Annotated in this window: 18 protein-coding genes; 11 read left to right on the top strand and 7 right to left on the bottom strand. The window is 72.8% G+C overall.

The window, feature by feature from the left end:
* Window position 1: 1 nt before the first annotated feature.
* The gene (locus tag GQQ92_RS13030) at window positions 2-2,725 is read right to left on the bottom strand and encodes a phosphoenolpyruvate carboxylase (protein WP_156999740.1); all 2,724 of its coding nucleotides are present in this window, start codon (window positions 2,723-2,725) and stop codon (window positions 2-4) included.
* 150 nt (window positions 2,726-2,875) lie between these two features.
* On the opposite strand from GQQ92_RS13030, the gene GQQ92_RS13025 reads away from it, so the two are divergent.
* The 9 genes from GQQ92_RS13025 to GQQ92_RS16845 all read left to right on the top strand — a co-directional run bounded on the left by GQQ92_RS13025 (window position 2,876) and on the right by GQQ92_RS16845 (window position 12,584).
* A complete protein-coding gene (locus tag GQQ92_RS13025; protein WP_156999739.1) occupies window positions 2,876-3,784 on the top strand; it encodes an ABC transporter ATP-binding protein in 909 nt (302 codons plus the stop codon).
* Window positions 3,781-4,590, top strand: a complete 810-nt coding sequence (locus GQQ92_RS13020) for an ABC transporter permease (protein WP_156999738.1) — start codon at window positions 3,781-3,783, stop codon at window positions 4,588-4,590. The genes GQQ92_RS13025 and GQQ92_RS13020 overlap by 4 nt, the downstream gene beginning before the upstream one ends.
* Before the next feature lie 38 nt (window positions 4,591-4,628).
* Window positions 4,629-5,837, top strand: a complete 1,209-nt coding sequence (locus tag GQQ92_RS13015) for a sensor histidine kinase (RefSeq protein ID WP_156999737.1) — start codon at window positions 4,629-4,631, stop codon at window positions 5,835-5,837.
* Complete coding sequence (locus GQQ92_RS13010; RefSeq protein ID WP_156999736.1) at window positions 5,834-6,496, top strand: response regulator; 663 nt, start codon at window positions 5,834-5,836, stop codon at window positions 6,494-6,496. The genes GQQ92_RS13015 and GQQ92_RS13010 overlap by 4 nt, the downstream gene beginning before the upstream one ends.
* 168 nt (window positions 6,497-6,664) lie before the next feature.
* Window positions 6,665-7,327, top strand: a complete 663-nt coding sequence (locus GQQ92_RS13005; protein ID WP_156999735.1) for a TetR/AcrR family transcriptional regulator — start codon at window positions 6,665-6,667, stop codon at window positions 7,325-7,327.
* Window positions 7,324-9,066 carry an MDR family MFS transporter gene (locus tag GQQ92_RS13000; protein ID WP_156999734.1) on the top strand — a complete coding sequence of 581 codons (1,743 nt, stop codon included), beginning with the start codon at window positions 7,324-7,326 and terminating at the stop codon, window positions 9,064-9,066. Before GQQ92_RS13005 ends, GQQ92_RS13000 begins: the two co-directional genes overlap by 4 nt.
* A gap of 146 nt (window positions 9,067-9,212) precedes the next feature.
* Window positions 9,213-10,976, top strand: coding sequence for a long-chain-fatty-acid--CoA ligase (locus tag GQQ92_RS12995; protein ID WP_269149183.1), 1,764 nt, complete (start codon window positions 9,213-9,215; stop codon window positions 10,974-10,976).
* A 142-nt stretch (window positions 10,977-11,118) separates the two neighbouring features.
* Complete coding sequence (gene arr / locus GQQ92_RS12990; protein ID WP_156999732.1) at window positions 11,119-11,529, top strand: NAD(+)--rifampin ADP-ribosyltransferase; 411 nt, start codon at window positions 11,119-11,121, stop codon at window positions 11,527-11,529.
* 128 nt (window positions 11,530-11,657) lie between these two features.
* The gene (locus GQQ92_RS16845) at window positions 11,658-12,584 is read left to right on the top strand and encodes a DUF1990 family protein (protein WP_232057685.1); all 927 of its coding nucleotides are present in this window, start codon (window positions 11,658-11,660) and stop codon (window positions 12,582-12,584) included.
* Window positions 12,585-12,802: 218 nt separating this feature from the next.
* Here the strand turns inward: GQQ92_RS16845 and GQQ92_RS12980 are convergent, their stop codons facing one another.
* Window positions 12,803-13,522 (bottom strand): LuxR C-terminal-related transcriptional regulator, encoded by a 720-nt coding sequence (locus GQQ92_RS12980; protein WP_156999731.1) that lies wholly within the window; start codon window positions 13,520-13,522, stop codon window positions 12,803-12,805.
* On the bottom strand, window positions 13,515-14,735 hold the full coding sequence (locus GQQ92_RS12975) for an ATP-binding protein (RefSeq protein ID WP_156999730.1): 1,221 nt from the start codon (window positions 14,733-14,735) through the stop codon (window positions 13,515-13,517). Before GQQ92_RS12975 ends, GQQ92_RS12980 begins: the two co-directional genes overlap by 8 nt.
* 115 nt (window positions 14,736-14,850) lie before the next feature.
* Here GQQ92_RS12975 and GQQ92_RS12970 point away from each other — a divergent pair, with 115 nt between their 5' ends.
* Window positions 14,851-16,617: a PspC domain-containing protein gene (locus tag GQQ92_RS12970; RefSeq protein ID WP_156999729.1), complete on the top strand. Its 1,767-nt coding sequence runs from the start codon at window positions 14,851-14,853 to the stop codon at window positions 16,615-16,617.
* A gap of 8 nt (window positions 16,618-16,625) precedes the next feature.
* Window positions 16,626-17,060, top strand: a complete 435-nt coding sequence (locus GQQ92_RS12965) for a hypothetical protein (protein ID WP_156999728.1) — start codon at window positions 16,626-16,628, stop codon at window positions 17,058-17,060.
* A gap of 262 nt (window positions 17,061-17,322) precedes the next feature.
* On the opposite strand, the gene GQQ92_RS12960 is transcribed toward GQQ92_RS12965, so the two are convergent.
* From GQQ92_RS12960 to GQQ92_RS12945, 4 genes are all read right to left on the bottom strand, one after another.
* Window positions 17,323-18,705, bottom strand: a complete 1,383-nt coding sequence (locus tag GQQ92_RS12960) for a UDP-N-acetylmuramate dehydrogenase (protein WP_232057684.1) — start codon at window positions 18,703-18,705, stop codon at window positions 17,323-17,325.
* Between the two features lies 1 nt (window position 18,706).
* A complete protein-coding gene (locus GQQ92_RS12955; RefSeq protein ID WP_156999727.1) occupies window positions 18,707-19,144 on the bottom strand; it encodes a MaoC family dehydratase in 438 nt (145 codons plus the stop codon).
* A complete protein-coding gene (locus GQQ92_RS12950) occupies window positions 19,144-19,590 on the bottom strand; it encodes an FAS1-like dehydratase domain-containing protein (protein WP_156999726.1) in 447 nt (148 codons plus the stop codon). The genes GQQ92_RS12955 and GQQ92_RS12950 overlap by 1 nt, the downstream gene beginning before the upstream one ends.
* Window positions 19,591-19,771: 181 nt before the next feature.
* Window positions 19,772-21,214, bottom strand: a complete 1,443-nt coding sequence (locus tag GQQ92_RS12945) for a basic amino acid/polyamine antiporter (RefSeq protein WP_197738251.1) — start codon at window positions 21,212-21,214, stop codon at window positions 19,772-19,774.
* Window positions 21,215-21,223: the final 9 nt, after the last annotated feature.

The raw sequence follows: 21,223 nt of genomic DNA, 5'->3' as shown, positions 1-21,223 counted from the left end.
CTCAGCCCGTGTTCTGCACGCCGGCGGCGACGCCGTTGACGGTCAGCAGCAGCAGCCGGTGGTGGTCGTCGCTCGGCAGGTCGGCCTCGCCGGCCCGCACCGCGGCGAGCGCGCGGAGCTGCAGCAGCGACAGCGCGTCGACGTAGGGGCTGCGCAGGCGCACGGCCTTCGCGAGCACCGGGCGCGCGACGAGCAGTTCGTCGCTCTGCGTCACCCGGCCGAGCCACTGCTTCGTGAGCCGCATCTCGTCGAGCACGAGCCCGGCGAGGTCGTCGCGGTCGCCGAGCGCGAGGTAGCGTGCCGCGATGCGCTCGTCGGTCTTCGCGAGCGACATCGAGAAGTTGTCGATCATGGCCGTGAACAGCGGCCACTCGGCGTACGCCTCGCGCAGCAGCTGCTCATCGCCCACGGCTTCGAGCGCGGTGCCGAGACCGAACCAGGCGGCGAGGTTGATGCGGGCCTGGCTCCACGAGAACACCCACGGGATGGCGCGCAGGTCGTCGAGGGACTCGACCGAGAGCCCGCGACGCGCCGGACGCGAACCGAGCGCGAGGTGGCCGATCTCCTCCATGGGCGTCACGTCGGCGAACCACGGGGCGAAGCCGTCGGCCTTGACGAGCGCGTGGAACCGGGCCCGCGAGGTGTCGTCGAGCGTCTCGGCGAGGGCGGCGAACCGTTCGTCGGCGGCGCGGTTGCGGGCCTCGTTCGACGGGCTTCCGGCGAGCAGCGCGGCCGAGGCCATCTGCTCGAGGTGACGCCTCGCGATCGCCGGGTCGCCGTACTGGGCGAAGATGACCTCGCCCTGCTCGGTGATCTTGAGCCGCCCGTCGACCGAGCCGGCGGGCTGCGCGAGCACGGCCTCGTTGGCGGGCCCGCCGCCGCGTCCGAGCGCGCCGCCGCGGCCGTGGAAGAGGGTGAGCTCGATGTCGTTGCGGTCGGCCCAGGCGGCGATGCGCGCCTGCGCACGATGCAGGGCCAGCGTCGCCGACACGGGGCCGACGTCCTTCGAGGAGTCGGAGTAGCCGAGCATGACCTCGATCTGCCGGCCGGTCGCCGCGAGGCGAGCCTGCACCGGCTCGAGCTCGAGCATGCCGTCGAGGATGTCGACGCTCGCCTCGAGGTCGGCGAACGTCTCGAACAGGGGCACGACGTCGATCGCGACGTCGGCCGCCTGCGGCCCGAGCGCGGCCTCGGCGAGCGCGTACACGTTCGCGAGGTCTTCGGCACTCTGCGTGAACGACACGATGTAGCGGCGCACGGTGCGCACGCCGAAGCGGCCCTGCAGTTCGGCGATGACCCGGAACAGCGAGAGCACCTCCTCGGTCATCTCGCCGCGCTCGCCGCCCTCGCGGATCTCGGCGAGCGCCTGCCGGTGCACCTTCGAGTGCTGGCGCACCTCGAGCTCGGCGAGGTGGAACCCGAAGGTCTCGGCCTGCCAGACGAGGTGCTGGAGCTCGCCGTTCGCGCTGCGGAGGGCGCCGCCGTGGCGGAGCGAGCGCTGCAGCACGTGCAGGTCGTCGAGCAGCGCCTCGGGCCCCGCGTACCCGAGTTCGGCGTCGCCGCGTCGTGTGGCCGCGATGCGCTCGGCCACGACGAGGAGCACCCGGCGGTGCGGCTCGTGCGGGGCGCGGGTGCCGATGCTCGCGGTGACCTGCGGTGCGAGCTCCTGCTGGGCGGCGAGCAGTTCGAGCAGCTCATCGGAAGGAGGGGTCTCGCTCGCGTCGAGCGTGAGGGTCCGGCCGATGCGCGTCGCGGCCCGCTCGAGCCCGAGGAGCACGTGCTCGGCCGCGATGTGGGCCGCCTCGCGCGTGATCTCGGACGTCACGAACGGGTTGCCGTCTCGGTCGCCGCCGATCCAGCTGCCGACCCGGAGGAACGCCGGCGCGACGGGCGCGACGCGGCCCGCGGCATCCGACTGGAGGCGGTCGTCGATGCTGCGGTAGACCTGCGGCACGACCTCGAAGAGGGTCTGGTCGAAGACGCCCATCGCGGTGCGCACCTCGTCGAGCGGCGTCGGCCGCGTGGTGCGGATGGGCGCCGTGCGCCAGAGCACCTCGATCTCCTCGAGCAGGCGACGGTCGACCTCGGCCTCGGTGCGGTCGCCCGGGGCAAGGTCGTCGCGCTCGTCGACGAGTTCGCCGATGCGACGGATCGCGGAGGCGACGGCGCGACGGCGCGCCTCGGTCGGGTGCGCCGTGAGCACGGGGTGGAATCGCAGCCCGGCGACGCGGGAGCGGGCCTCGTCGGCGCCGACCTCGTCGACGAGGCGGCGGATCGCGGCCGACAGCGAGCCGTCGGCGCCGGCCGCGCCGATCGCGCCGCCGTTCGCGGCCGCCCCGGTCGCCGTCGCGCCGTCGCGGGAGGCGCGCTCGCGCTGCTCGGCACGCGCCCGGAGGATGCGCACGCGCTGGTGCTCTTCGGCGAGGTTCACGAGGTGGAAGTACACGGTGAACGCCCGCGCGACCTGCTCGGCGCGGGCCGGATCGAACGAGGCCGCGATGCGCTCGGCGGCCGCGAGCGCCTCGTCGTCGCGCGTCTCGTAGGCGTCGATCGCCGCGTGCCGCAGCCGCTCGACGTCGTCGAACAGGCTCTGCCCGCCGGCCTCGACGAGGATCGTGCCGAGCAGCCCGCCGAGCAGGCTCACGTCGGCGCGGAACCGGGCGTCGATGTCGCTGACGACGAGTTCGCGGTCGCGGTCGTAGGCGGATTCCATGGGGTTGGGCATGCTTCGAAACTAGCCGCGTTGCCGTCGGCGTCGAAATCGGATGACGGGGCGTGAAACGCACGCCCCGGGCGGGCATCCCCCGATCGGCGGATGCCCGCATCGACCGGTCGAGGGCTGTTGCGCGGCGGCCCGGCAGGGCAGGCTCGGAGCATGCAATCTCCACCAACCGGCACCGCGGTCCGCATCCGCGGGCTCCGCAAGGTCTACGGCGGCGTGGTCGCGGTCGACGGCATCGACCTCGACATCCGTCGCGGCGAGACGTTCGCGCTGCTCGGCCCGAACGGCGCGGGCAAGTCGACGACCGTCGAGATCCTCGAGGGCTACCGCTCGCGCACGGCGGGCGAGGTCGACGTGCTCGGCGTCGATCCGGCCCACGGCGGCCGCGACTGGAAGGCCCGCCTCGGCATCGTGCTGCAGACCGGCGGCGAGACCGGACTGCTGACGGTGCGCGAGGTGCTGAAGCACTTCGCGCGGCTCTACCCCGACCCGCGCGACGTCGACGACGTGATCGCGGCCGTCGGCCTCGAGGCGAAGGCGAACATGCGCGTCTCGAAGCTCTCGGGCGGACAGCAGCGGCGCGTGGACGTCGCGCTCGGCATCGTCGGGCGCCCCGAACTGCTGTTCCTCGACGAGCCGACCACCGGTTTCGACCCCGAGGCGCGCCGCCAGTTCTGGGGGCTGATCCGTTCGCTGAAGGCCGAGGGCACGACCATCGTGCTCACCACCCATTACCTCGACGAGGCCGCGCAGCTCGCCGACCGCGCCGGCGTCATCGCCGGGGGTCGCCTCGTCGACGTCGGCGGCATCCACGAGATCGGCGGCGCCGAGGCCAGGGTCCCCGTCGTGCGGTGGAACGACGCGGAGGGCCGACCGCACGAGGTGCGCACGCACGAGCCCGGGCGGGTCGTGGCATCCATGGTCGGCGCATTGGGCGGCGAGCCGCGGGCGCTCGAGGTGATCCGCCCGACGCTCGAGGACGTCTACCTCGGGCTCGTGCGGAGCGCGGGCGCCGATCCCGACGCCGCTGCCGCCGACACGAACGAGGAGGCCGTCGCATGACCGCCGGACTGATGACCCAGGGCACGGCGCGCATCGGCGTCGAGACGAAGATGTACTTCCGCGCGCCCGACACGCTGTTCTTCACCTTCCTCTTCCCGTTCGTCATGCTCGCGATCTTCTCGGCCGCGTTCAGCACCTCCGGCGAGGTCGGCCCTCCCGGTTCCGAGATCTCGATCGCTGCCCTCTACCTGCCGGCGATGGTGTCCTCGGGCATCTTCCTGTCGGGCGTGCAGAACCTCGCCGTCGACATCGCCCTCGAGAAGTCGAACGGCACGCTCAAGCGGCTCGGCGGCACCCCGCTCTCGCCGATCGCGTACTTCGCCGGCAAGATCGGCCAGGTCTTCGCGACCGGCACCCTGCAGGCGGGGCTGCTGATCCTCGCCGGCTGGCTCGTGCTCGGCATCGAACTGCCGACGGAGCCCGAGAAGTGGCTCACGTTCGCATGGGTGTTCGTGCTCGGCCTGACCACGTGCGCGCTGCTCGGCATCGCGCTCTCGGCGCTGCCGCGCTCGGGCAAGAGCGCCGCGGCCGTCGTGATCCCGATCGGGCTGATCCTGCAGTTCATCTCGGGGGTCTACCTGCAGTGGAACATGCTGCCCGACTGGCTCCAGAACATCGCGAGCATCTTCCCGCTGAAGTGGATCGCGCAGGGCATGCGGGCGGTGTTCCTCCCCGAGGGGTGGGAGGCGCTCGAGCAGAACGAGTCGTGGAACCTTCCCGGCGTCGCCGTCGCGCTGCTCGTCTGGCTCGTCGTCGGACTCGTGCTCAGCCGCCTCACGTTCCGCTGGATCCGGCGCGATGCCTGAACTCGCCCCGGCGCGGCACGGTATGGGAGCCTGACCGCATGGTGAACCGGCGATGGTGGGATGCCGCGGCGCTCGCGGTCGCGCTCGTCACGGTGCTCGTCGGGCTGGTCGATCCGCCCTACGGCGCCGACGACGTGGCGACCTGGGCGGTGACCGCGGCGTTCCTCCTCGCCTACGCGCTGTACCTGCGCGGCCGCATCGGCGGCGACGACGGCCCACGGCACTACGTCGCGATCGTGATCGTGCTCACCGCGCTGTCCGTCGCCGGCACGGCGGCGGAGCCCTCCTTCGCGATGCTCCAGGCGTTCGCGTACCCCTTCCTCTGGATCACGGCGCCCGACACCCGCAGGGCGGTGATCGGCAACGGCATCCTCGCGACGGGCATCGTCATCGGCTACGTGCTCCACTTCGGCGCCGCGGGCATCGTCACCGGGCTGACGGTCGGCGCCCTCTCGCTCGGCTTCGCCCTCGCGCTCGGGCTCTGGATCACGCGCATCGCGGAGTACGGCGACGAGCGGGCGCGGCTGCTGGCCGACCTGCAGTCCGTGCAGGGCGAGCTCGCGGCGCTGCACCGCGAGGCCGGCGTCGGCGAGGAGCGGGCGCGGCTCGCGCGCGAGATCCACGACACCATCGCGCAGAGCCTCACCGGCCTCGTGATGGTGGCGCAGCGGGCCGGGAACCGGCTCACGGCCGTCGACGGTCCCGCCGCGGCATCCGTCCGAGCGGATGTCTCGCTCATCGAGGAGATGGCGCGCGAGGCCCTGACCGAGGCGCGGGGGCTCGTCGCGACCATCGCGCCCGTGACCGCCGACGGCGGGCTCGCCGCCTCGCTCGACCGCCTCGCGGCCGCGTTCGAGCGCGAGACCGGAACGGTCGTGCGCGTACAGGCCGACGCGACCGGGCTCGACCGCGAGCTCGAGGTCGTGGTGCTGCGGTGCGCCCAGGAGGGGCTCGCGAACGTGCGCAAGCACGCGCAGGCGGCGACCGCGTGGATCACCGTCGAGGACTCGGCCGACGGCGTCGTGCTGACCGTCCGCGACGACGGCGTCGGCCCGACCGCCCACGGCGAGGCTGGCGGTGCCGGAGATGCCGGAGGAACCGGCCCGGGCGGTTTCGGGCTCGCGGGGCTGCGCGACCGCGCCGCCCTCGTGGGCGGCTCCTTCGCGTTCGGCCCGGCCGAGGGCGGCGGGGCGCTGCTCCGCGTCACCGTGCCGAGACGGACCGCGACGGCGGAGGAGACGCGATGAGCGGCATCCGCATCGTCGTCGCCGACGACCACCCGATCGTACGCGCGGGCATCGTCGGCCTGCTCGGGTCGGTCGAGGGCCTCGAGGTGATCGGCGAGGCATCCGACGGCGCCATGGCCGTGGAGCTCGCCCTCGGGCTGCGACCCGACCTCGTGCTCATGGACCTGCGGATGCCGAACCTCGACGGCGCTGCGGCGACCGCGCGCATCGTCGCGGAGGCGCCAGGCACGCGCGTGCTCGTGCTCACGACGTACGAGACCGACGAGCACATCCTCGGCGCGATCGAGGCGGGCGCGAGCGGCTACCTGTTGAAGGCCGCACCCCAGGAGGAGATCCTGGCCGGCATCCGGGCGGTCGCGGCGGGCGAGACGGCGCTCGCCCCGTCGATCGCGACGAAACTCGTGTCGCGGCTGCGGGGCGGCCCGGCCGGCGGTGCGGGCGAGGGCGACGCGGCCCGCGGGGCTCGCCCGGCGCTCTCGCCGCGCGAGCTCGAGGTGCTGCGCCTCGTGGCCGCCGGGCGGTCGAACCCCGAGATCGGCCGCATGCTCATCATCGGCGAGGCGACCGTGAAGACGCACCTCGCGCACGTGTTCGAGAAGCTCGACGTGGGCGACCGCACGCGCGCGGTGACGAAGGCGATGGAGCTCGGCCTGCTCTGACGACCGCCCGCGGGGTTCGCGAGCGGGAATTCAGGAGATCCCGGGGTTATAGGTCCACCGGAGCGGGCATGCCCCGCGATCTCCTGAATATCCGCACCCCCCACGTCGGCCGAACCCGACTGGTGCTCTATTTTGCACTCTGGCTCGAATAGTGCAGAATTGCACTTCGTGTCAGATAGTGCAACGAATTCCCCGGGCCTGCGCGAGCAGCGCAAGAACCGCACCCGGCGCGATCTCTGCCACCGCGCCCGCCAGCTCACGATCGAGCGCGGCCTCTCGGGCTTCACGATCGAGGAGCTCTGCGCCGACGTCGGCGTCTCCCGTCGCACGTTCTTCAACTACTACGCCGGCAAGGAGGCCGCCGTCGTCGGCCACGACGCCGACGCCGTCGACGAAGACGCCCTCGCCGCCTTCACCCGCGGCGACGACGGCGCACCCACCCTGCTCGACGGCCTCGCCGAACTTGCCATCACCACGATGACCAGGTGGGACGACGAGCACGACGCCGTCGACCCGCACGCCCTCATCGAACGCGAACCCCATCTCCTGACCCACATGATCGGCGCCGGCCGCCAGCTCGAGCAGCGCATCGTCACCGCGATCGAGACGCGCGAGGGCCTCGCCGCGGGCGACCCGCTCGCGCGCACCGCCGCCGTCGTCATCGGCTCGCTCGTGAACGCCGCCGGACACCGCGTCTTCGCGGAGGACGACGGCGGCCGCGAGGAATTCGCCGAGATCCTCCGCGCCTCCGTCGCCGCGACCCGCGCGGCCGGCACCCCGAACCCCGCCACGTCTGCCCGCCCCATCGGAACCACGGAAAGCCCCTCATGACCACTGCACGAACACAGACGAGCGCACCGCTCGTGCTCACCCAGCGACGGATCTGGATCATCTTCTCGGCCCTCATCGCCGGCATGCTGCTCTCGAGCCTCGACCAGACGATCGTCTCGACCGCCATGCCGACCATCGTCGGCGAGCTCGGCGGCGTCGAGTACCAGGCGTGGATCACCACCGCCTACCTGCTCGCGACGACCATCGTCATGCCGATCTACGGCAAGTTCGGCGACGTGCTCGGGCGCCGCAACCTGTTCCTCATCGCGATCGCGCTGTTCACCGTGGCATCCGTCGGCGCCGCGTTCGCCCCGACCTTCTGGGCGTTCGTCGCGTTCCGAGCCATGCAGGGCCTCGGCGGCGGCGGGCTCATGATCCTCTCGCAGGCGATCATCGCCGACATCGTGCCCGCCTCCGAGCGCGGCAAGTACATGGGACCGCTCGGCGCGATCTTCGGCCTCTCGGCCGTCGCCGGCCCGCTGCTCGGCGGCTTCTTCGTCGACCACATGACCTGGCAGTGGGCGTTCTACATCAACATCCCGATCGGCATCGCGGCGTTCGCGATCGCCTGGTTCACGCTCACCCTGCCCAGCAAGAAGGCCGAGAAGAAGATCGACGTGCTCGGCGTCATGCTGCTCTCGGCCGCAACGGTGTGCCTCATCTTCTTCACCGACTTCGGCGGCGCCGCGGACCACGGCTGGGACGCCCTCGAGACCTGGGCGTGGGGCGTCGGCCTCCTCGCCGCGGCCACCGCGTTCGTCGTCGTCGAGGCACGTGCCGACGACCCGATCATCCCGCTCTCGCTGTTCAAGAACCCGGTGTTCATCAACGCGACCGCGATCGGCTTCACGCTCGGCATCGGCATGTTCTCGGCCATCGCGTTCGTGCCCACGTTCCTGCAGATGTCCTCGGGCGCCTCGGCCACGGCGTCCGGCCTGCTCATGCTGCCGATGATGGTCGGCATGATGGGCACCTCGATCTGGTCGGGCATCGCGATCTCGAAATCGGGCAGGTACCGCGCCTACCCGATCGCCGGCACGCTCGTGACGGCGGCGGCCATGCTCGCCATGACGACGCTCGCGGCCGAGACCCCGATCTGGCTGATCTGCGTGTACCTGTTCGTGTTCGGCGCCGGGCTCGGCCTCATCATGCAGGTCGTCGTGCTCGTGGTGCAGAACGCCGTTCCCGCGACGCAGGTCGGCACCGCGACCAGCACGAACAACTACTTCCGCGAGGTCGGCGCCTCCCTCGGCGTCGCGATCTTCGGCGCGCTGTTCACGACCCGCCTCTCCGAGAACCTCACGAAGATCTTCACCGACGCCGGCGCGAGCGCCGGGCAGGCGGGCGAGGCCATGTCGACCCTCGACCCGCAGAAGCTCTCGGAGCTGCCCGACCCCGTGCGCGACTCGATCGTGACGGCCTACGCCGACTCGCTCGCCCCCGTGTTCTGGTACCTCATCCCGTTCATCCTCGCGGCCTTCGTGCTCGCGCTGTTCCTCAAGCAGATCCCGCTCTCCGACACGGCCGGCATGGTCGCGCGCGGCGAGGCGATCTCGGGCGACGACGCGGATGCCGCGGCGCGGGCGGATGCCGCTGAGTCGGCGGATGCCGCGGAGCGCGCGCTCCTCGACGGCGGCACCGTCGTCACGGGGCCGGCCGACGACACCCCCGACACGGTCTCCACGGCCACGGGGAGCACTCCCGCCCAAGACGCCCCCGCGACCGGCCGCGAGGGCTGACCGCCGGTTCGACCTGCAGGAATCGAGGACCCATCCCCCGTGTGGAGCGGGGATGGGTCCTCGTTTCCTGCATCCGGCATGCTCGGCATGTTCGCGGCGACGGGCACGCGCCGGCGATCGCGCCTACGCTGGGATGAGGCATCCGCATGTGCCGTGGCAGCGGCGGTCGCAACCGCCGCCGACGCAGACGGGCCGCCCGAGAGGCGAGCATGAACCCCTATGAGCACCGACCGTGGCTCGCGCACTACGCCGAGGGGGTGCCGCCCGAGATCGACGAACCCGCCGAGACGCTCGTCGACATGATGGACGCGTCGGTGAAGCGCTACCGTCGGCGCACCGCCCTCGAGTTCTTCGGCGCCGAGACGAGCTACCACGACCTCGGCGCGCAGATCGGCGCCGTCGCCGAGGGACTGCGCCGGCTCGGAGTGACCGCCGGCGACCGCGTCGCGCTCATCCTGCCGAACTGCCCGCAGCACGTCGTCGCCTTCTACGCCGCGCTGCGGCTCGGCGCGATCGTCGTCGAGCACAACCCGCTCTACACACCGCCCGAACTGCGGCACCAGTTCGAGGACCACGGCGCCCGCGTCGCCGTGGTGTGGAGCAACGTGGCCGACACCGTCGCGGACTTCCCCGGCGACATCCGGCCCGAGCACATCATCGCCGTCGACCTCACGCGGGCGCTGCCCCTCGGCAAGCGGATGGCGCTGCGACTGCCGATCCCGCAAGCACGGCGCTCGCGCGCGGCGCTCTCGACGAGACCGCGTGCGCGCGGCCTCGTGCCCTGGGAACGCCTCACCTCGCGCCGGGCGATCAGCACGCGGCATCCGCGCCCCTCCCTCGACGACACCGCCGTGCTCCAGTACACGAGCGGCACCACGGGCAGCCCCAAGGGCGCGGTGCTCAGCCACCGCAACCTGCGCGCGAACGCGATGCAGTCACGCGCGTGGGTGCCCGGCCTCCACCTCGGCGACGAGGTCTTCTACGGGGTGCTTCCGCTGTTCCACGCCTACGGGCTCACGCTCTGCCTGACCACCGCGATGAGCGTCGGCGCCCGGCTCGTGCTGTTCCCGAAGTTCGACACGAAACTCGTGCTCGACGCCGCGCGCCACTCGCCGCCCACGTTCCTGCCGGCCGTGCCGCCCATCTACGACACCCTCGTGACCGCGGCCGCCGCCGACCCGAAGGCGCTCTCCCGCATCCGCTACGCCATCTCGGGGGCGATGAGCCTGCCGGTCACGACCGTCGACACGTGGGAGCACGCCACCGGCGGCCTCCTCGTCGAGGGCTACGGCATGACCGAGAGCTCGCCGATCGCCGTCGGCAACCCGATGGGACCGACCCGCAGGCCGGGCACCGTCGGCGTGCCGTTCCCGAGCACCGAGATCCGCGTCGTCGACCCCGAGCACCCCGAGACCGATCGCGGCGCCGGCGAGGAGGGCGAGCTGCTCATCCGCGGGCCGCAGGTGTTCCAGGGGTACTGGCGCCGCCCGACCGAGACCGCCGAGACGCTGCTGCCCGGCGGCTGGCTGCGCACCGGCGACATCGTGCGCGTCTCCGACGACGGCTTCGTGACGATCGTCGACCGGGTGAAGGAGCTCATCATCACGGGCGGCTTCAACGTCTCGCCGTCCGAGGTGGAGCTGGCGCTGCTCGCGCACCCCGACGTCCGGGGCGCCGCCGCCGTCGGGCTTCCACGCGCCGACGGCGGCGAGGTCGTCGCCGCGGCCGTCGAACTGCGCGACGGCGCCGCATTCGACGAGACCGCCATGCGCGACTTCCTGCGCACGAGTCTCACGCCCTACAAGGTCCCCCGCCGTATCGAGCCGTTCGACGAGCTGCCCCGCTCGCTCATCGGCAAGGTGCTGCGCCGGCAGGTGCGCGAGGAGCTGCTGGCGCGGGCGGGCTCGTGATCCGAGGGCCGCGCCATCGTCGACAGTGCCGTCGGCCGGATCACCCGGCGGTATCAGCAATGACACTGGGAATGTCTTTTCTTATACTGCAGTCCGAGACGGATCGGCGAGTCCCGACCGTCGGTGAGGAGCGAGGCGAACCGTGAACGCAGCACACGACGACGGCCCGTTCTACCACGGCACGAAGGCCGATCTCCGGGTCGGCGACCGGCTCACGGCGGGCTTCCGATCGAACTACCGCCCCGAGGTGGTCATGAACCACATCTACTTCACCGCGCTGCCGAACGGCGCGGGACTGGCGGCCGAGCTCGCGCCCGGCGATGCCGCCCCGCGCGTCTACCTCGTCGAGCCCACCGGCGAATACGAGGACGACCCGAACGTGACCGACAAGAAGTTCCCGGGCAACCCCACGCGGTCGTACCGCAGCAGCACCCCGCTCGAGGTCGTCGGCGAGGTCGACGACTGGGAACGGCTGACGCCCGAGGCGCTCCGGGCGTGGCGGGAGCGGCTCGCCGAGCTCCGCGAGGACGAGCGCGGCGAGATCATCAACTGATCGTCGTGCGCCCCTGCCGGCGCGGCTCCTCGACCGGCTTGCCCCATCGCGCCGGTCGAGGCGCGCAGCATCCCGAGACCTCCCGGCCTCGGTACGGCAGACCGCGGAAGGCCTGACAGGATCGAGGGATGGCCAGCTCGTTCTCCCTCGTGACCCGCACGACCGTGCCGGCGCAGCGGTTGTTCGACGTCTGCCTCAGCATCGACGAGCACGTGGCCTCGATGGACCAGTCGGGCGAGCAGGCGGTCGGGGGCGTCACCACCGGCACGATCGGCCTCGACGAGACCGTGACCTGGCGTGCACGGCACTTCGGCATCTGGTTCACGATGACATCGCGGATCACCGCCCTCGAACGGCCGGATCGCTTCGTCGACGAGCAGGTTCGCGGTCCGTTCCGCTCCTTCCACCACGAGCACTCGTTCACTCGAGACGGCGAGACCACCGTCATGGTCGACACGCTGACCCTCGCCTCGCCGGTCTTCGGGCGGCTGGCGGAACGCCTCGTGCTCGTCCCGTATCTGCGCCGCCTGATCCGCCGACGCAACCACCATCTCCTCGAGGCGTTGGGGGCGGCGCGCGGCACCGACCCGGGATCGCCGAGCTGGGCCGACGATCCGTCGAGCCCGTTCCGGCGCTCCGAGGCATCCGCCCTCATCGGTCGCGGCGACGAGGTGTGGCGCCGCGCCTCGCGAGACGTGCTCCGATGGGCGGTGAAGACCCGCAGCGGCTTCACGGTCGACGACGCGCGGCCCGTCACGCGCGGTGCCGAGTCGACGGTGACCGCTCGCGTCGTCGGGGTGACCGTGCGCGAACCCGTTCAGGTCGTGGACGTCGTCGAGACCTCGTCGCGGGTCGGGTTCTCGTATCGGACGCTTCCCGGGCATCCGGTCGACGGCGAAGAGGCGTTCATCGTGCATCGCGACGGCGACGACGTGTTCCTCACGGTGCGGTCGCTGACGGCGCCGGCGCCGGGCGGGCCGTGGCGCGCGCTCTACCCCGCGCTCCGGATCGCGCAGATCGTCGCCCGGCGGAGGTACCTTCGCGCGCTCGGCTGACCGGCGTTGCCGCCGGTCGAGGAGGCGCGCCGGCGCCGTCTCGAGACCCCCGACAGGTCTCGAGACGCTTCGCTCCTCGACCGGCGGGGGACGCTTCGCTCCTCGACCGGCGGGGCGGGCGCAGGTCGAGGGGGCGCGCCGGCGCCGTCTCGAGACCCCCGGCAGGTCTCGAGACGCTTCGCTCCTCGACCGACGGGGACGCCCCGACCGGCGGATCCTCAGAGCAGACGTCGCGCGTTCGCCCAGGCGGTCAGCTCGTGCCGGCTCGAGAGCTGGAGCTTGCGCAGCACAGCCGACACGTGGGTCTCGACGGTCTTCGTCGAGATGAACAGCTCGGCCGCGACCTCCTTGTAGGCGTAGCCGCGGGCGATGAGGCGCATGACCTCCTGCTCGCGCGCCGACAGCCGGTCGAGCTCGTCGCTCGCGGCCGCGGTCTCGCCGCCGGCGGCGCCGAAGGCGTCGAGCACGAATCCGGCGAGCTTGGGCGAGAAGACGGCGTCTCCGCTCGCGACGGCGTGCACGGCCCGGCTGACGTCGGCCCCCGACGACCCCTTCGTGATGTACCCGCGGGCGCCCGCACGGATCACGCCGACCACGTCTTCGGCCCTGTCGGACACGCTCAGCGCCAGGAACCTCGTCGCGGGCACGGCACCGTCCTGAGCCTGTCGCAGGGCTGCCGCGGCACGGCGGATCACCTCGGCCCCGCCGCTCGTGCCCGCGGGCACGCCGACCCCGGGCAGGTGCACGTCGAGGAGCACGACGTCTGGCGCGGCATCCGTCACCGCCTGCACGGCGGACTCGACGTCGTGCGCCTCGCCCACGACCTCGATCGACGCGTCGAGGTCGGCCTTCAGCCCCGACCGGAAGATCGAGTGATCGTCGACGATGACCACACGTACGGCGCCGTCGTGAGTCGGTCGAGCGGATGCCTCAGCCACGGTTCATGTCTCCTGTCGCTCGTTCGACCGTGGCCGCCCGCTCGGCGGGGAACCGCAGCCGCACCTCGGTGCCGACGCCCCCGACCCCGCGGCGCACCTCGGCCGATCCGCCGGCGCGGCGCATGCGGCCGATGATCGACTGCCGCACGCCGAGCCGGTCGCCCGGCACCTCGGCGGGGTCGAATCCGGGGCCGCGGTCGCGCACGAACACCTCGACCAGCTCGGGTGAGGCCTCGAGGTAGACCGACACCTCGCCGCCCGCGTGCCGCGCCGCGTTCAGCATCGCCTCGCGGGCCGCGGCGGCGACCTCGCCGCTCGCGCGCTCGCTCGAGGTGCCGACGGCGACGACGTCGATCGTGACGGCGTACTCGATCTCGAGGTCGGCGGCGAACGCGCGCAGCTCGGTGCCGAGGTCGCGGTCGGCCGGCGCCTCGCCGTCGAACAGCCAGTCGCGCAACTCGCGCTCCTGCGCCCGCGCGATGCGGGCGACCTCGCTCGTCGCGCCCGCCCGGTTCTGGATGAGCGCGAGGGTCTGCAGCACGGAGTCGTGCAGGTGCGCGGCGATCTCGCTGCGCTGCTCCTCGCGGATGCGTTTCGTGCGCTCCTCGGTGAGGTCGCGCCACGCCGTGACGAGGGTCGGCGCGTACACGAGCGCGATGCCGACGATCGCGGCGAGCGCGGCCGTGAACGAGGCGACGGTGTGCCGGCTCGCGGCGTCGCCGAGCACGAGGGCGAGGGCCGTGACCGCGAGCAGGCCGGTCGCGACGAGCCGGATCGTCAGCTCATGCCGGGGGCCGCGCTCGGGCTCGGGCCGGTCGATGAAGCTCGCCCACGCGCCGGCGCCCACGGCGAGCGCGACGCCCGCGAGCACCGCTCCGAACCACCACTGCACGGTGGCGTTGCCCGTGCCGAGCGCCTGCGCCCCGAGCATCCAGGCGAATCCGAGCACGAGGGCGGATGCCGCGACCAGCAGCCACGCGACCGGCGCGCGTCGGCTCGGGCGGGCCTCGCCGGGCTCCCACGGCGTCAGCGCCCACAGCCACAGGTACAGCAGCACGCCGGCTCCCCCGAGCAGGGCGGTGACCGCGAACGCGAGTCGGACGACGACCGGCGGCCAGCCGAGATGCGCGGCCAGCCCCGCGCAGACGCCCGTGGCGAGGCAGTCGCGCGGACGCGACATCCGCGGGCCTGCGATCGCGGATGCCTCGGTCATGTCAGCAATCCAAGCAGACGCCGCGCCGCGCGGCCGGGCCCGGGGGCGACGCTCAGGGTCGAATCAGGGACTCACCCCATAGCGAGCCGGTCGGCGACGCTGCCAGCCTTGAGGCATGGAGACGAACCAGACCGCCCCGCAGACCGACCCGGCGTCAGACGACGCGCAGGGGGACTCCGCGTCGACCGCGTCGGCGGCCGGCGGGGCGGTCGGTTCGGCTTCGATGGGCGCGGGCGACGCCGGCGCCGACGAAGGCAGCACAGGCGCCGGCATCCCCGACGAGCCCGCACCGGATGCCACGGGCCCGGGCTTCTACCCCTGGCTGCGACGTCTCGGCCTGCCGCGCCGCGCCGGCTGGCTCGGCGGCGTGTGCGCCGGCATCGGCGCCCGGCTCGGCATCGACCCGATCATCGTGCGCGGCATCGTCGTCGTGGTCGCGGTGCTCGGCGCACCCTTCGTGCTGCTGTACGCGGTCGCGTGGCTGCTGCTGCCCGACGTCGAGGGGCGCATCCACCTCGAGCGGCTGACGCGCGGCATCGTGGATCCGGCGGTCGTCGGCATCGCCGTGATGGCCGTGCTGGGCTTCATCCCCCTGGTGCAGGGCGGCTGGCTCGGCTGGCACTGGTGGGACGACTGGCCCGTCGTCTCCGACCCGATCTTCGGGTTCGACCTGATGGTGCCGCTGCGCATCATCTGGACCCTGCTCGTCGTGGGCGGCATCGTCGCGCTCGTCATCTGGCTCGCCCGCCGGTCGTCGCAGACCGCGCTGGCAGGCCGCACCGCCCCAGATCCCCAGAACCCCCCGGCCGGCGGCGTCGGCGCGCGAACGGCTTCCGCAGCCGCCGCCACGGCCGGGGCCCCGACGCACGGCGACACCCGCGCGTCGGGTGCGGATGCGGCATCCGCTCAGTCGACGGATGCCGCGTCCGCCTCATACTCGGGCGCGACCGCCGGCCCCGGCGGCGCGGGCCTCGACGGAAGCACCGGCGCCCCCGCGGCATCCGCCCCCTCGACCGAACCGCCCGTGCCCGCCATGGGCGCCGACGCCGACGCGATCGCGCAGTGGCGCGCCCAGCACGAGGCGTGGCGCGTCGCGCACGCCGAGTGGAAGTCGGGGCAGGACCAGGCGATGCGCGCCGCCCGAGCCCAGGCGGCCGCCGAGAACCGCGAGCAGGCCCGTGCACTCGCCGCGCAGGCCGACGCGGCTCGCGCCGCCCGCCGCCGGAGCCGCCCCCGTGCGAGCGCCGCGTTCGTCTTCACCGCCCTCGGCCTCGCGCTCGTCGGCGGCGCGGCCGTCGCCCTGTGGGCGCTCGGAGATCCGGATGTCGCCGCCTTCGCGGTGCCCGTCGCCCTCGCCGCCGCGACCCTCGTGCTCGCGCTCGGCATGGTCGTCGCCGCGCTCCGCCGTCGCCGCAGCGGCGCCCTCGCGTTCTTCACGCTCATGACGACGCTCGCGATGCTCGCCGGCATCGGCGGCGCGACCGTCGCGACGCAGGGCGACCTCATCGGGCCGAACGTCGTCGTCGACCTGTCCCGCTCGCAGCGGATCGTACAGCCGCTCGGCAGCGCCTACCTGTACTCCGCGGCGACGAGCGGCCCGACCCCGGTCATCGAGCTCACTCAGGGCGCCGGCGACGTGATCCTCTCGATCGACGGCGACGACCGCGTGCTGCTCGACGCCGAGGACGCCGGCCGCCTCGATCTCGTCGTCAGCGACGAGACGGGCGTCATCACCCGGCCGCAGCTCGGCGGCGAGGACGCCTCGGCGCTCCTCCTCGGCGGCGAATCCGGCATCGGCGACCCGTCGGACGACGAGCGCATCGACGCCCGCGTCGTGCTGACGCAACGGACCGGCACCGTCTACATCCAGGTCAACCAGTGAGCGAGCACATGCCAGACACGAACCCGAACCCCAACGCCGGCTCCGACTCCGAGGCGGTCGAGACCGCGGCGGTCGAGACCGCGGCGGTCGAGACCTTGGCCGTCGAGACCAAGACCGTCGGGGCCGCGGCCGCCGAGGCCGCGACCGTGGCTCGCCCGACCATCCGATGGGGTGCCCTCGTGTGGGCACTCATCTTCGGCGGTGCGGCCGCGCTCACCCTCTGGATCCTGGTCGATCCTGGACGACGTGCCGACGTCGGCGAATGGCTCGCCGTGCTCAGCCCGCTCGCGGCCGCGCTGTTCGCGCTCATCGCGATCGGCGTCGTCGTCGCCCTGTTCGGCGTCGTCGGGCTCATCCGCCGCGGCGAACGCGCCCGAACGGCGAAGGCCGCTCCCGCCGTGGCAGGTCCCCCGCGGCCGCCCGTGCACCACGGCGCGCGATAGCACCCGCCGGTCGAGGAGCGACGCAGGGGCCCCGCCGGTCGAGGAGCGACGCAGGAGCGTGTCGAGACCACGTGACACGGAACCGCCGCTGGTCTCGAGACGGCGCCGGCGCGCCTCCTCGACCGGCGGACCCCGGAACGCAGGAGCCCCGCCGGTCGAGGAGCGACGCAGGAGCGTCTCGAGACCACATGACACGGAATCGCCGCTGGTCTCGAGACGGCGCTGGCGCGCCTCCTCGACCGGCGAGTGCGCCGGGCCCTCGCTAGAGGTCGAGGCCGACGACGACCGGTTCGGGATGCAGCAGGATGCCGAACTCGGCCTGCACCCGGCTCTGCACGAACCTCGCGAGCTGGGCGACCTCTTCGGCCGAGGCTCCCCCGCGATTCGTCAGCGCGAGGGTGTGCTTCGACGAGACGGCCGCCCGCGACCCGGGCAGGCGGAACCCTCGACCGACCCCGGCGTGCTCGATCAGCCACGCGGCCGACAGCTTCACGAGCGTGGGCTGCGGTGCGGCATCCGTCGGCGCTTCGGATGCCTCGAGCGACGCCTGGTGCGCGAGGAACTGGTCGAGCGGCGACGCCTCGAGACCCGCCGCGAGCGGCACGACCTCGTCGACCGGGTCGGCCTCGACGTACCAGCGCGGCGCATCGCCCGGCAGCGACCGCGCGGTGTGCTCGTTCACGATCGGGTTGGTGAAGAATGACCCGGCGCTCGACGTGTCGGGGTCGTCGGGGTCGAGCACCATGCCCTTCGAGGCGCGCAGCTCGAGCACGCTCTCGCGCACGCGGGCCAGCGGCACCCGGTCGCCGACGTCGACGTGCAGCGCCCCCGCGAGCTGCGGGTACGCGACCGGGCGGCTGAGCGTCTCGCCGAGCACGGCACGCTCGGCGGCCGTGTCGTGCAGGTCGAGCTCGATCGACACGACGATGCCCGCGAGTCCCTGCTTCAGCACCGAGGTGCGGTAGCCGAGTTCGAGCTCGCGCGCCGTGATGCGCCGCGGTGCATCGGCCCCCTCGTCGAGGAACTCGATCGCGACGAGCGTCGACGCGAGCTCCTGCCCGTAGGCGCCGATGTTCTGCACGGGGGCGGCTCCGACGCATCCGGGAATGCCCGACAGCGCCTCGATGCCCGCGAATCCGCGATCGACGGTCCACGCGACCAGGTCGTCCCAGACCTCGCCGGCCTGCACCCGGATGCGAACGGATGCCGGGTCGTCGACCTGGTCTCGAGACGCTCCTCCGTCGCTCCTCGACCCGCGGTCATCGCCCGCGACCTGGTCTCGAGATGCTCCTTCGTCGCTCCTCGACCGGCGGTCATCGCCCGCGACCTGGTCTCGAGACGCTCCTCCGTCGCTCCCCGACCGGCGGTCATCGCCCGCGAGCACCTCGATGCCGCGCGTGCGGATGCGGATCACGGTGCCGTCGAATCCCTCGTCGCCGACGAGCAGGTTCGAGCCGCCGCCGAGCACCATCCACGGCTCGCCGTCGACCCATGCCTCGAGGGCGAAGTCGACGAGGTCGCGCTGCGTCGTCGCGTCGACGAGCCGCCGGATCGGACCGCCGACGCGGAGCGTGGTGAGGTCGGCGAACGTCGGCTCGGGCGCGTCGGCCCGCGCCGCATCGGTCGTCTCGAGGTCGCCGCCCATGTCAGCCGAGGACGACGCGGACCTGCGCCTTGCCGAGCACCGTGTCGTCGCCGAGCTTGACCGTGAGGTCGACGCGCGCGGCACGGGCCTCGGCGTCGAGCTGGCCGACCTTGGCCGAGACGGTCACGGTCGCGCCGAACGACGGGTCGACCACGACGGGGCGCGTGAACCGCACCTGGTAGTCGACGACGCGGCCCGGATCGCCCGCCCAGTCGACGACCGGCTGCACCGCGAAGCCCATGGTCAGCATGCCGTGCGCGAGCACGCCGGGCAGGCCCACGGATGCCGCGACGTCGTCACGGTAGTGGATCGGGTTGAAGTCTCCGGATGCCCCGGCGTAGCGCACGAGCGAATCGCGGGTGAGCTCGAACGAGCGCTCGGCCACGATCTCGCCCACAGCGAGCTCGTCGAACACGGGAGGAGTCGTCACGTCGGCCATCACTCGTCTCCTCGCACCACGAGCGTCGAGATCGCCGTGACGACGTGCTCGCCCGCGGCATCCGTGATCGCGGATTCGGCCGTGACCATCGAGTGGGGTCCGAGCGTCTTCACGCTCGCGACCGTGAGGGTCGCCGTGAGCAGGTCGCCCGCGACGATCGCCCGCGACGACGTGAAGCGCTGGTCGCCGTGCACGACGCGCGCGAAGTCGATGCCCGCGTCGGGCTCGGCGAGCAGCTGCGCGAGGGTGTGCTCCTGCACCACGACCGCGAACGTCGGCGGCGCGACGACGTCGGCGTAGCCCGCGGCCTGCGCGGCGTCGACGTCGAGGTTGATCGGATTCGTCGCGAACACGGCGCGCGCGAACTCGCGCACCTTCTCACGACCGACGAGGTAGGGCTCGGCCGGCGGGAAGACCCGCCCCTGCAGCTCGGGATTCACTGGCACCCGGCCAGTCTATTCGGCGAGCGGATGCCGCGTCCGGGCCGATCCGTCGAGCGAGCGGATGCCGCGGGGGCGAACACCGTCGATCCGTCGATCTTCGCCCGACCCACGCGCACAACGGGCCGACTTCGACGGATCGTGCACGACACCCGCGCGAACGGATGCCGCGGCCGGGCGCCCGGGCTCAGAGCGCGAGCCAACCCGCCGAGAGGCCGACGATCGCGACGACGGCGCCCGCGACGGCCACGCCGAGCACGACCACGTCCCACGGCGAGGAGATGAACGGGCGCCCGTTCTCGCGGCGGGCGAAGAAGTACAGCAGCGTCGCCGGCGCCTGCACGATGAGCGAGATGAGCAGCAGCTCGAGGCCCGCCCCGACGAGCAGGAAGAGCACGTAGCCGGTCGCGACGGCCCCGAGCACGATCTCGGTGGGCCGCGAACGCCGCGACGCGGCATCCGGAACATACCCGTCGCCGCGGATCGCGATCTTCAGCAGGTACCCGGCCGCGAACAGCAGCGGGAGCAGCGCGAGCGCGCTCGTGAGGTCGAGCGCGAAGCCGAACGCGTCGGCCGAGAAGTAGGCGACGACGAGCACGGCCTGCGCGAAGATCGTGCTCCCGAGCAGGGCGACCGTCGGCACGTCGCGGGCGTTCATGCGCGCGAAGATCCGCGGGAAGTCGCCGTCGCGGGCGGCCGTGAAGACGACCTCGGCGGCCATCAGCGTCCACGCGAGGTACGCGCCCAGCACGGCGATGATGAGGCCGATGCTGACGAACACGGCGCCCCACGATCCGACCGCGGCCTGCAGGACGCCCGCCATCGACGGTTCGCGCAGCTCGGCGATCTCGGAGGCCGGCAGCACCCCGTACGACACGATCGTGACCGACGCGAACACCGCGAGCACCGACAGGAATCCGAGCACGGTGGCCCTGCCGACATCCGCCCGCCGTCTCGCGTGCCGCGAATAGACGCTCGCCCCTTCGACGCCGAGGAACGCGAACACCGTGACGAGCATGGTGCCGCGCACCTGGTCGAAGAGCGGTCCGGCGTCGGGCGCGCCCAGCAGGTTGTCGGCGAACACCTGCGGGTCGAGCACCGTGAGCGCGATCACGATGAACACGACGATCGGCACCAGCTTGGCGACCGTGACGATGCGGTTCAGGGCCGCGGCCTCGCGCACCCCGCGTCGCACGAGCAGGAAGCTCAGCCAGAATCCAGCGGATGCCCCGATCATCGCCGGGATCGTGTCGCCCTCGCCGAGCGCGGGCACCCACGCGCCGAGCGTCGACATGATGAGCACCCAGTACGTCACGTTGCCCACGCACGCGCTCGCCCAGTAGCCGAACGCCGAGAAGAAGCCGAGCAGGTCGCCGAACCCGGTCTTCGCGTACGAGTAGACGCCCGCGTCGAGGTGCGGCTTGCGATTCGCGAGCGCCTGGAACGTGAACGCGAGCATGAGCATGCCGGTGCCGGCGATGACCCACGCGATGAGGGCGCCGACCACCCCCGTGTTCGAGGCGAACTGCCCCGGGAGCGAGAACACCCCCGCGCCCACCATCGATCCGACGACGACCGCCGTGAGGCTGCCGATGCCGAGACGCACCGGCTGCCGACCCGTGTCCGTCATGGCCCTCCC

It is taken from the genome of Agromyces terreus (genome assembly GCF_009749465.1).
Lineage (GTDB): Bacteria > Actinomycetota > Actinomycetes > Actinomycetales > Microbacteriaceae > Agromyces > Agromyces terreus.
Note: the sequence above shows the minus strand (reverse complement) of the source record. Positions and strands in the feature narration are given on the sequence as shown.

Bases quoted from the DNA above. Each gene is read 5' to 3' on its own strand.
- GQQ92_RS13030 (WP_156999740.1), bottom strand. From the start codon at position 2,725: ATGCCCAACCCCATGGAATCCGCCTACGACCGCGACCGCGAACTCGTC.
- GQQ92_RS13025 (WP_156999739.1), top strand. From the start codon at position 2,876: ATGCAATCTCCACCAACCGGCACCGCGGTCCGCATCCGCGGGCTCCGC.
- GQQ92_RS13020 (WP_156999738.1), top strand. From the start codon at position 3,781: ATGACCGCCGGACTGATGACCCAGGGCACGGCGCGCATCGGCGTCGAG.
- GQQ92_RS13015 (WP_156999737.1), top strand. From the start codon at position 4,629: ATGGTGAACCGGCGATGGTGGGATGCCGCGGCGCTCGCGGTCGCGCTC.
- GQQ92_RS13010 (WP_156999736.1), top strand. From the start codon at position 5,834: ATGAGCGGCATCCGCATCGTCGTCGCCGACGACCACCCGATCGTACGC.
- GQQ92_RS13000 (WP_156999734.1), top strand. From the start codon at position 7,324: ATGACCACTGCACGAACACAGACGAGCGCACCGCTCGTGCTCACCCAG.
- GQQ92_RS12995 (WP_269149183.1), top strand. From the start codon at position 9,213: ATGTGCCGTGGCAGCGGCGGTCGCAACCGCCGCCGACGCAGACGGGCC.
- GQQ92_RS16845 (WP_232057685.1), top strand. From the start codon at position 11,658: ATGGCCAGCTCGTTCTCCCTCGTGACCCGCACGACCGTGCCGGCGCAG.
- GQQ92_RS12975 (WP_156999730.1), bottom strand. From the start codon at position 14,735: ATGACCGAGGCATCCGCGATCGCAGGCCCGCGGATGTCGCGTCCGCGC.
- GQQ92_RS12970 (WP_156999729.1), top strand. From the start codon at position 14,851: ATGGAGACGAACCAGACCGCCCCGCAGACCGACCCGGCGTCAGACGAC.
- GQQ92_RS12965 (WP_156999728.1), top strand. From the start codon at position 16,626: ATGCCAGACACGAACCCGAACCCCAACGCCGGCTCCGACTCCGAGGCG.
- GQQ92_RS12960 (WP_232057684.1), bottom strand. From the start codon at position 18,705: ATGGGCGGCGACCTCGAGACGACCGATGCGGCGCGGGCCGACGCGCCC.
- GQQ92_RS12955 (WP_156999727.1), bottom strand. From the start codon at position 19,144: ATGGCCGACGTGACGACTCCTCCCGTGTTCGACGAGCTCGCTGTGGGC.
- GQQ92_RS12945 (WP_197738251.1), bottom strand. From the start codon at position 21,214: ATGACGGACACGGGTCGGCAGCCGGTGCGTCTCGGCATCGGCAGCCTC.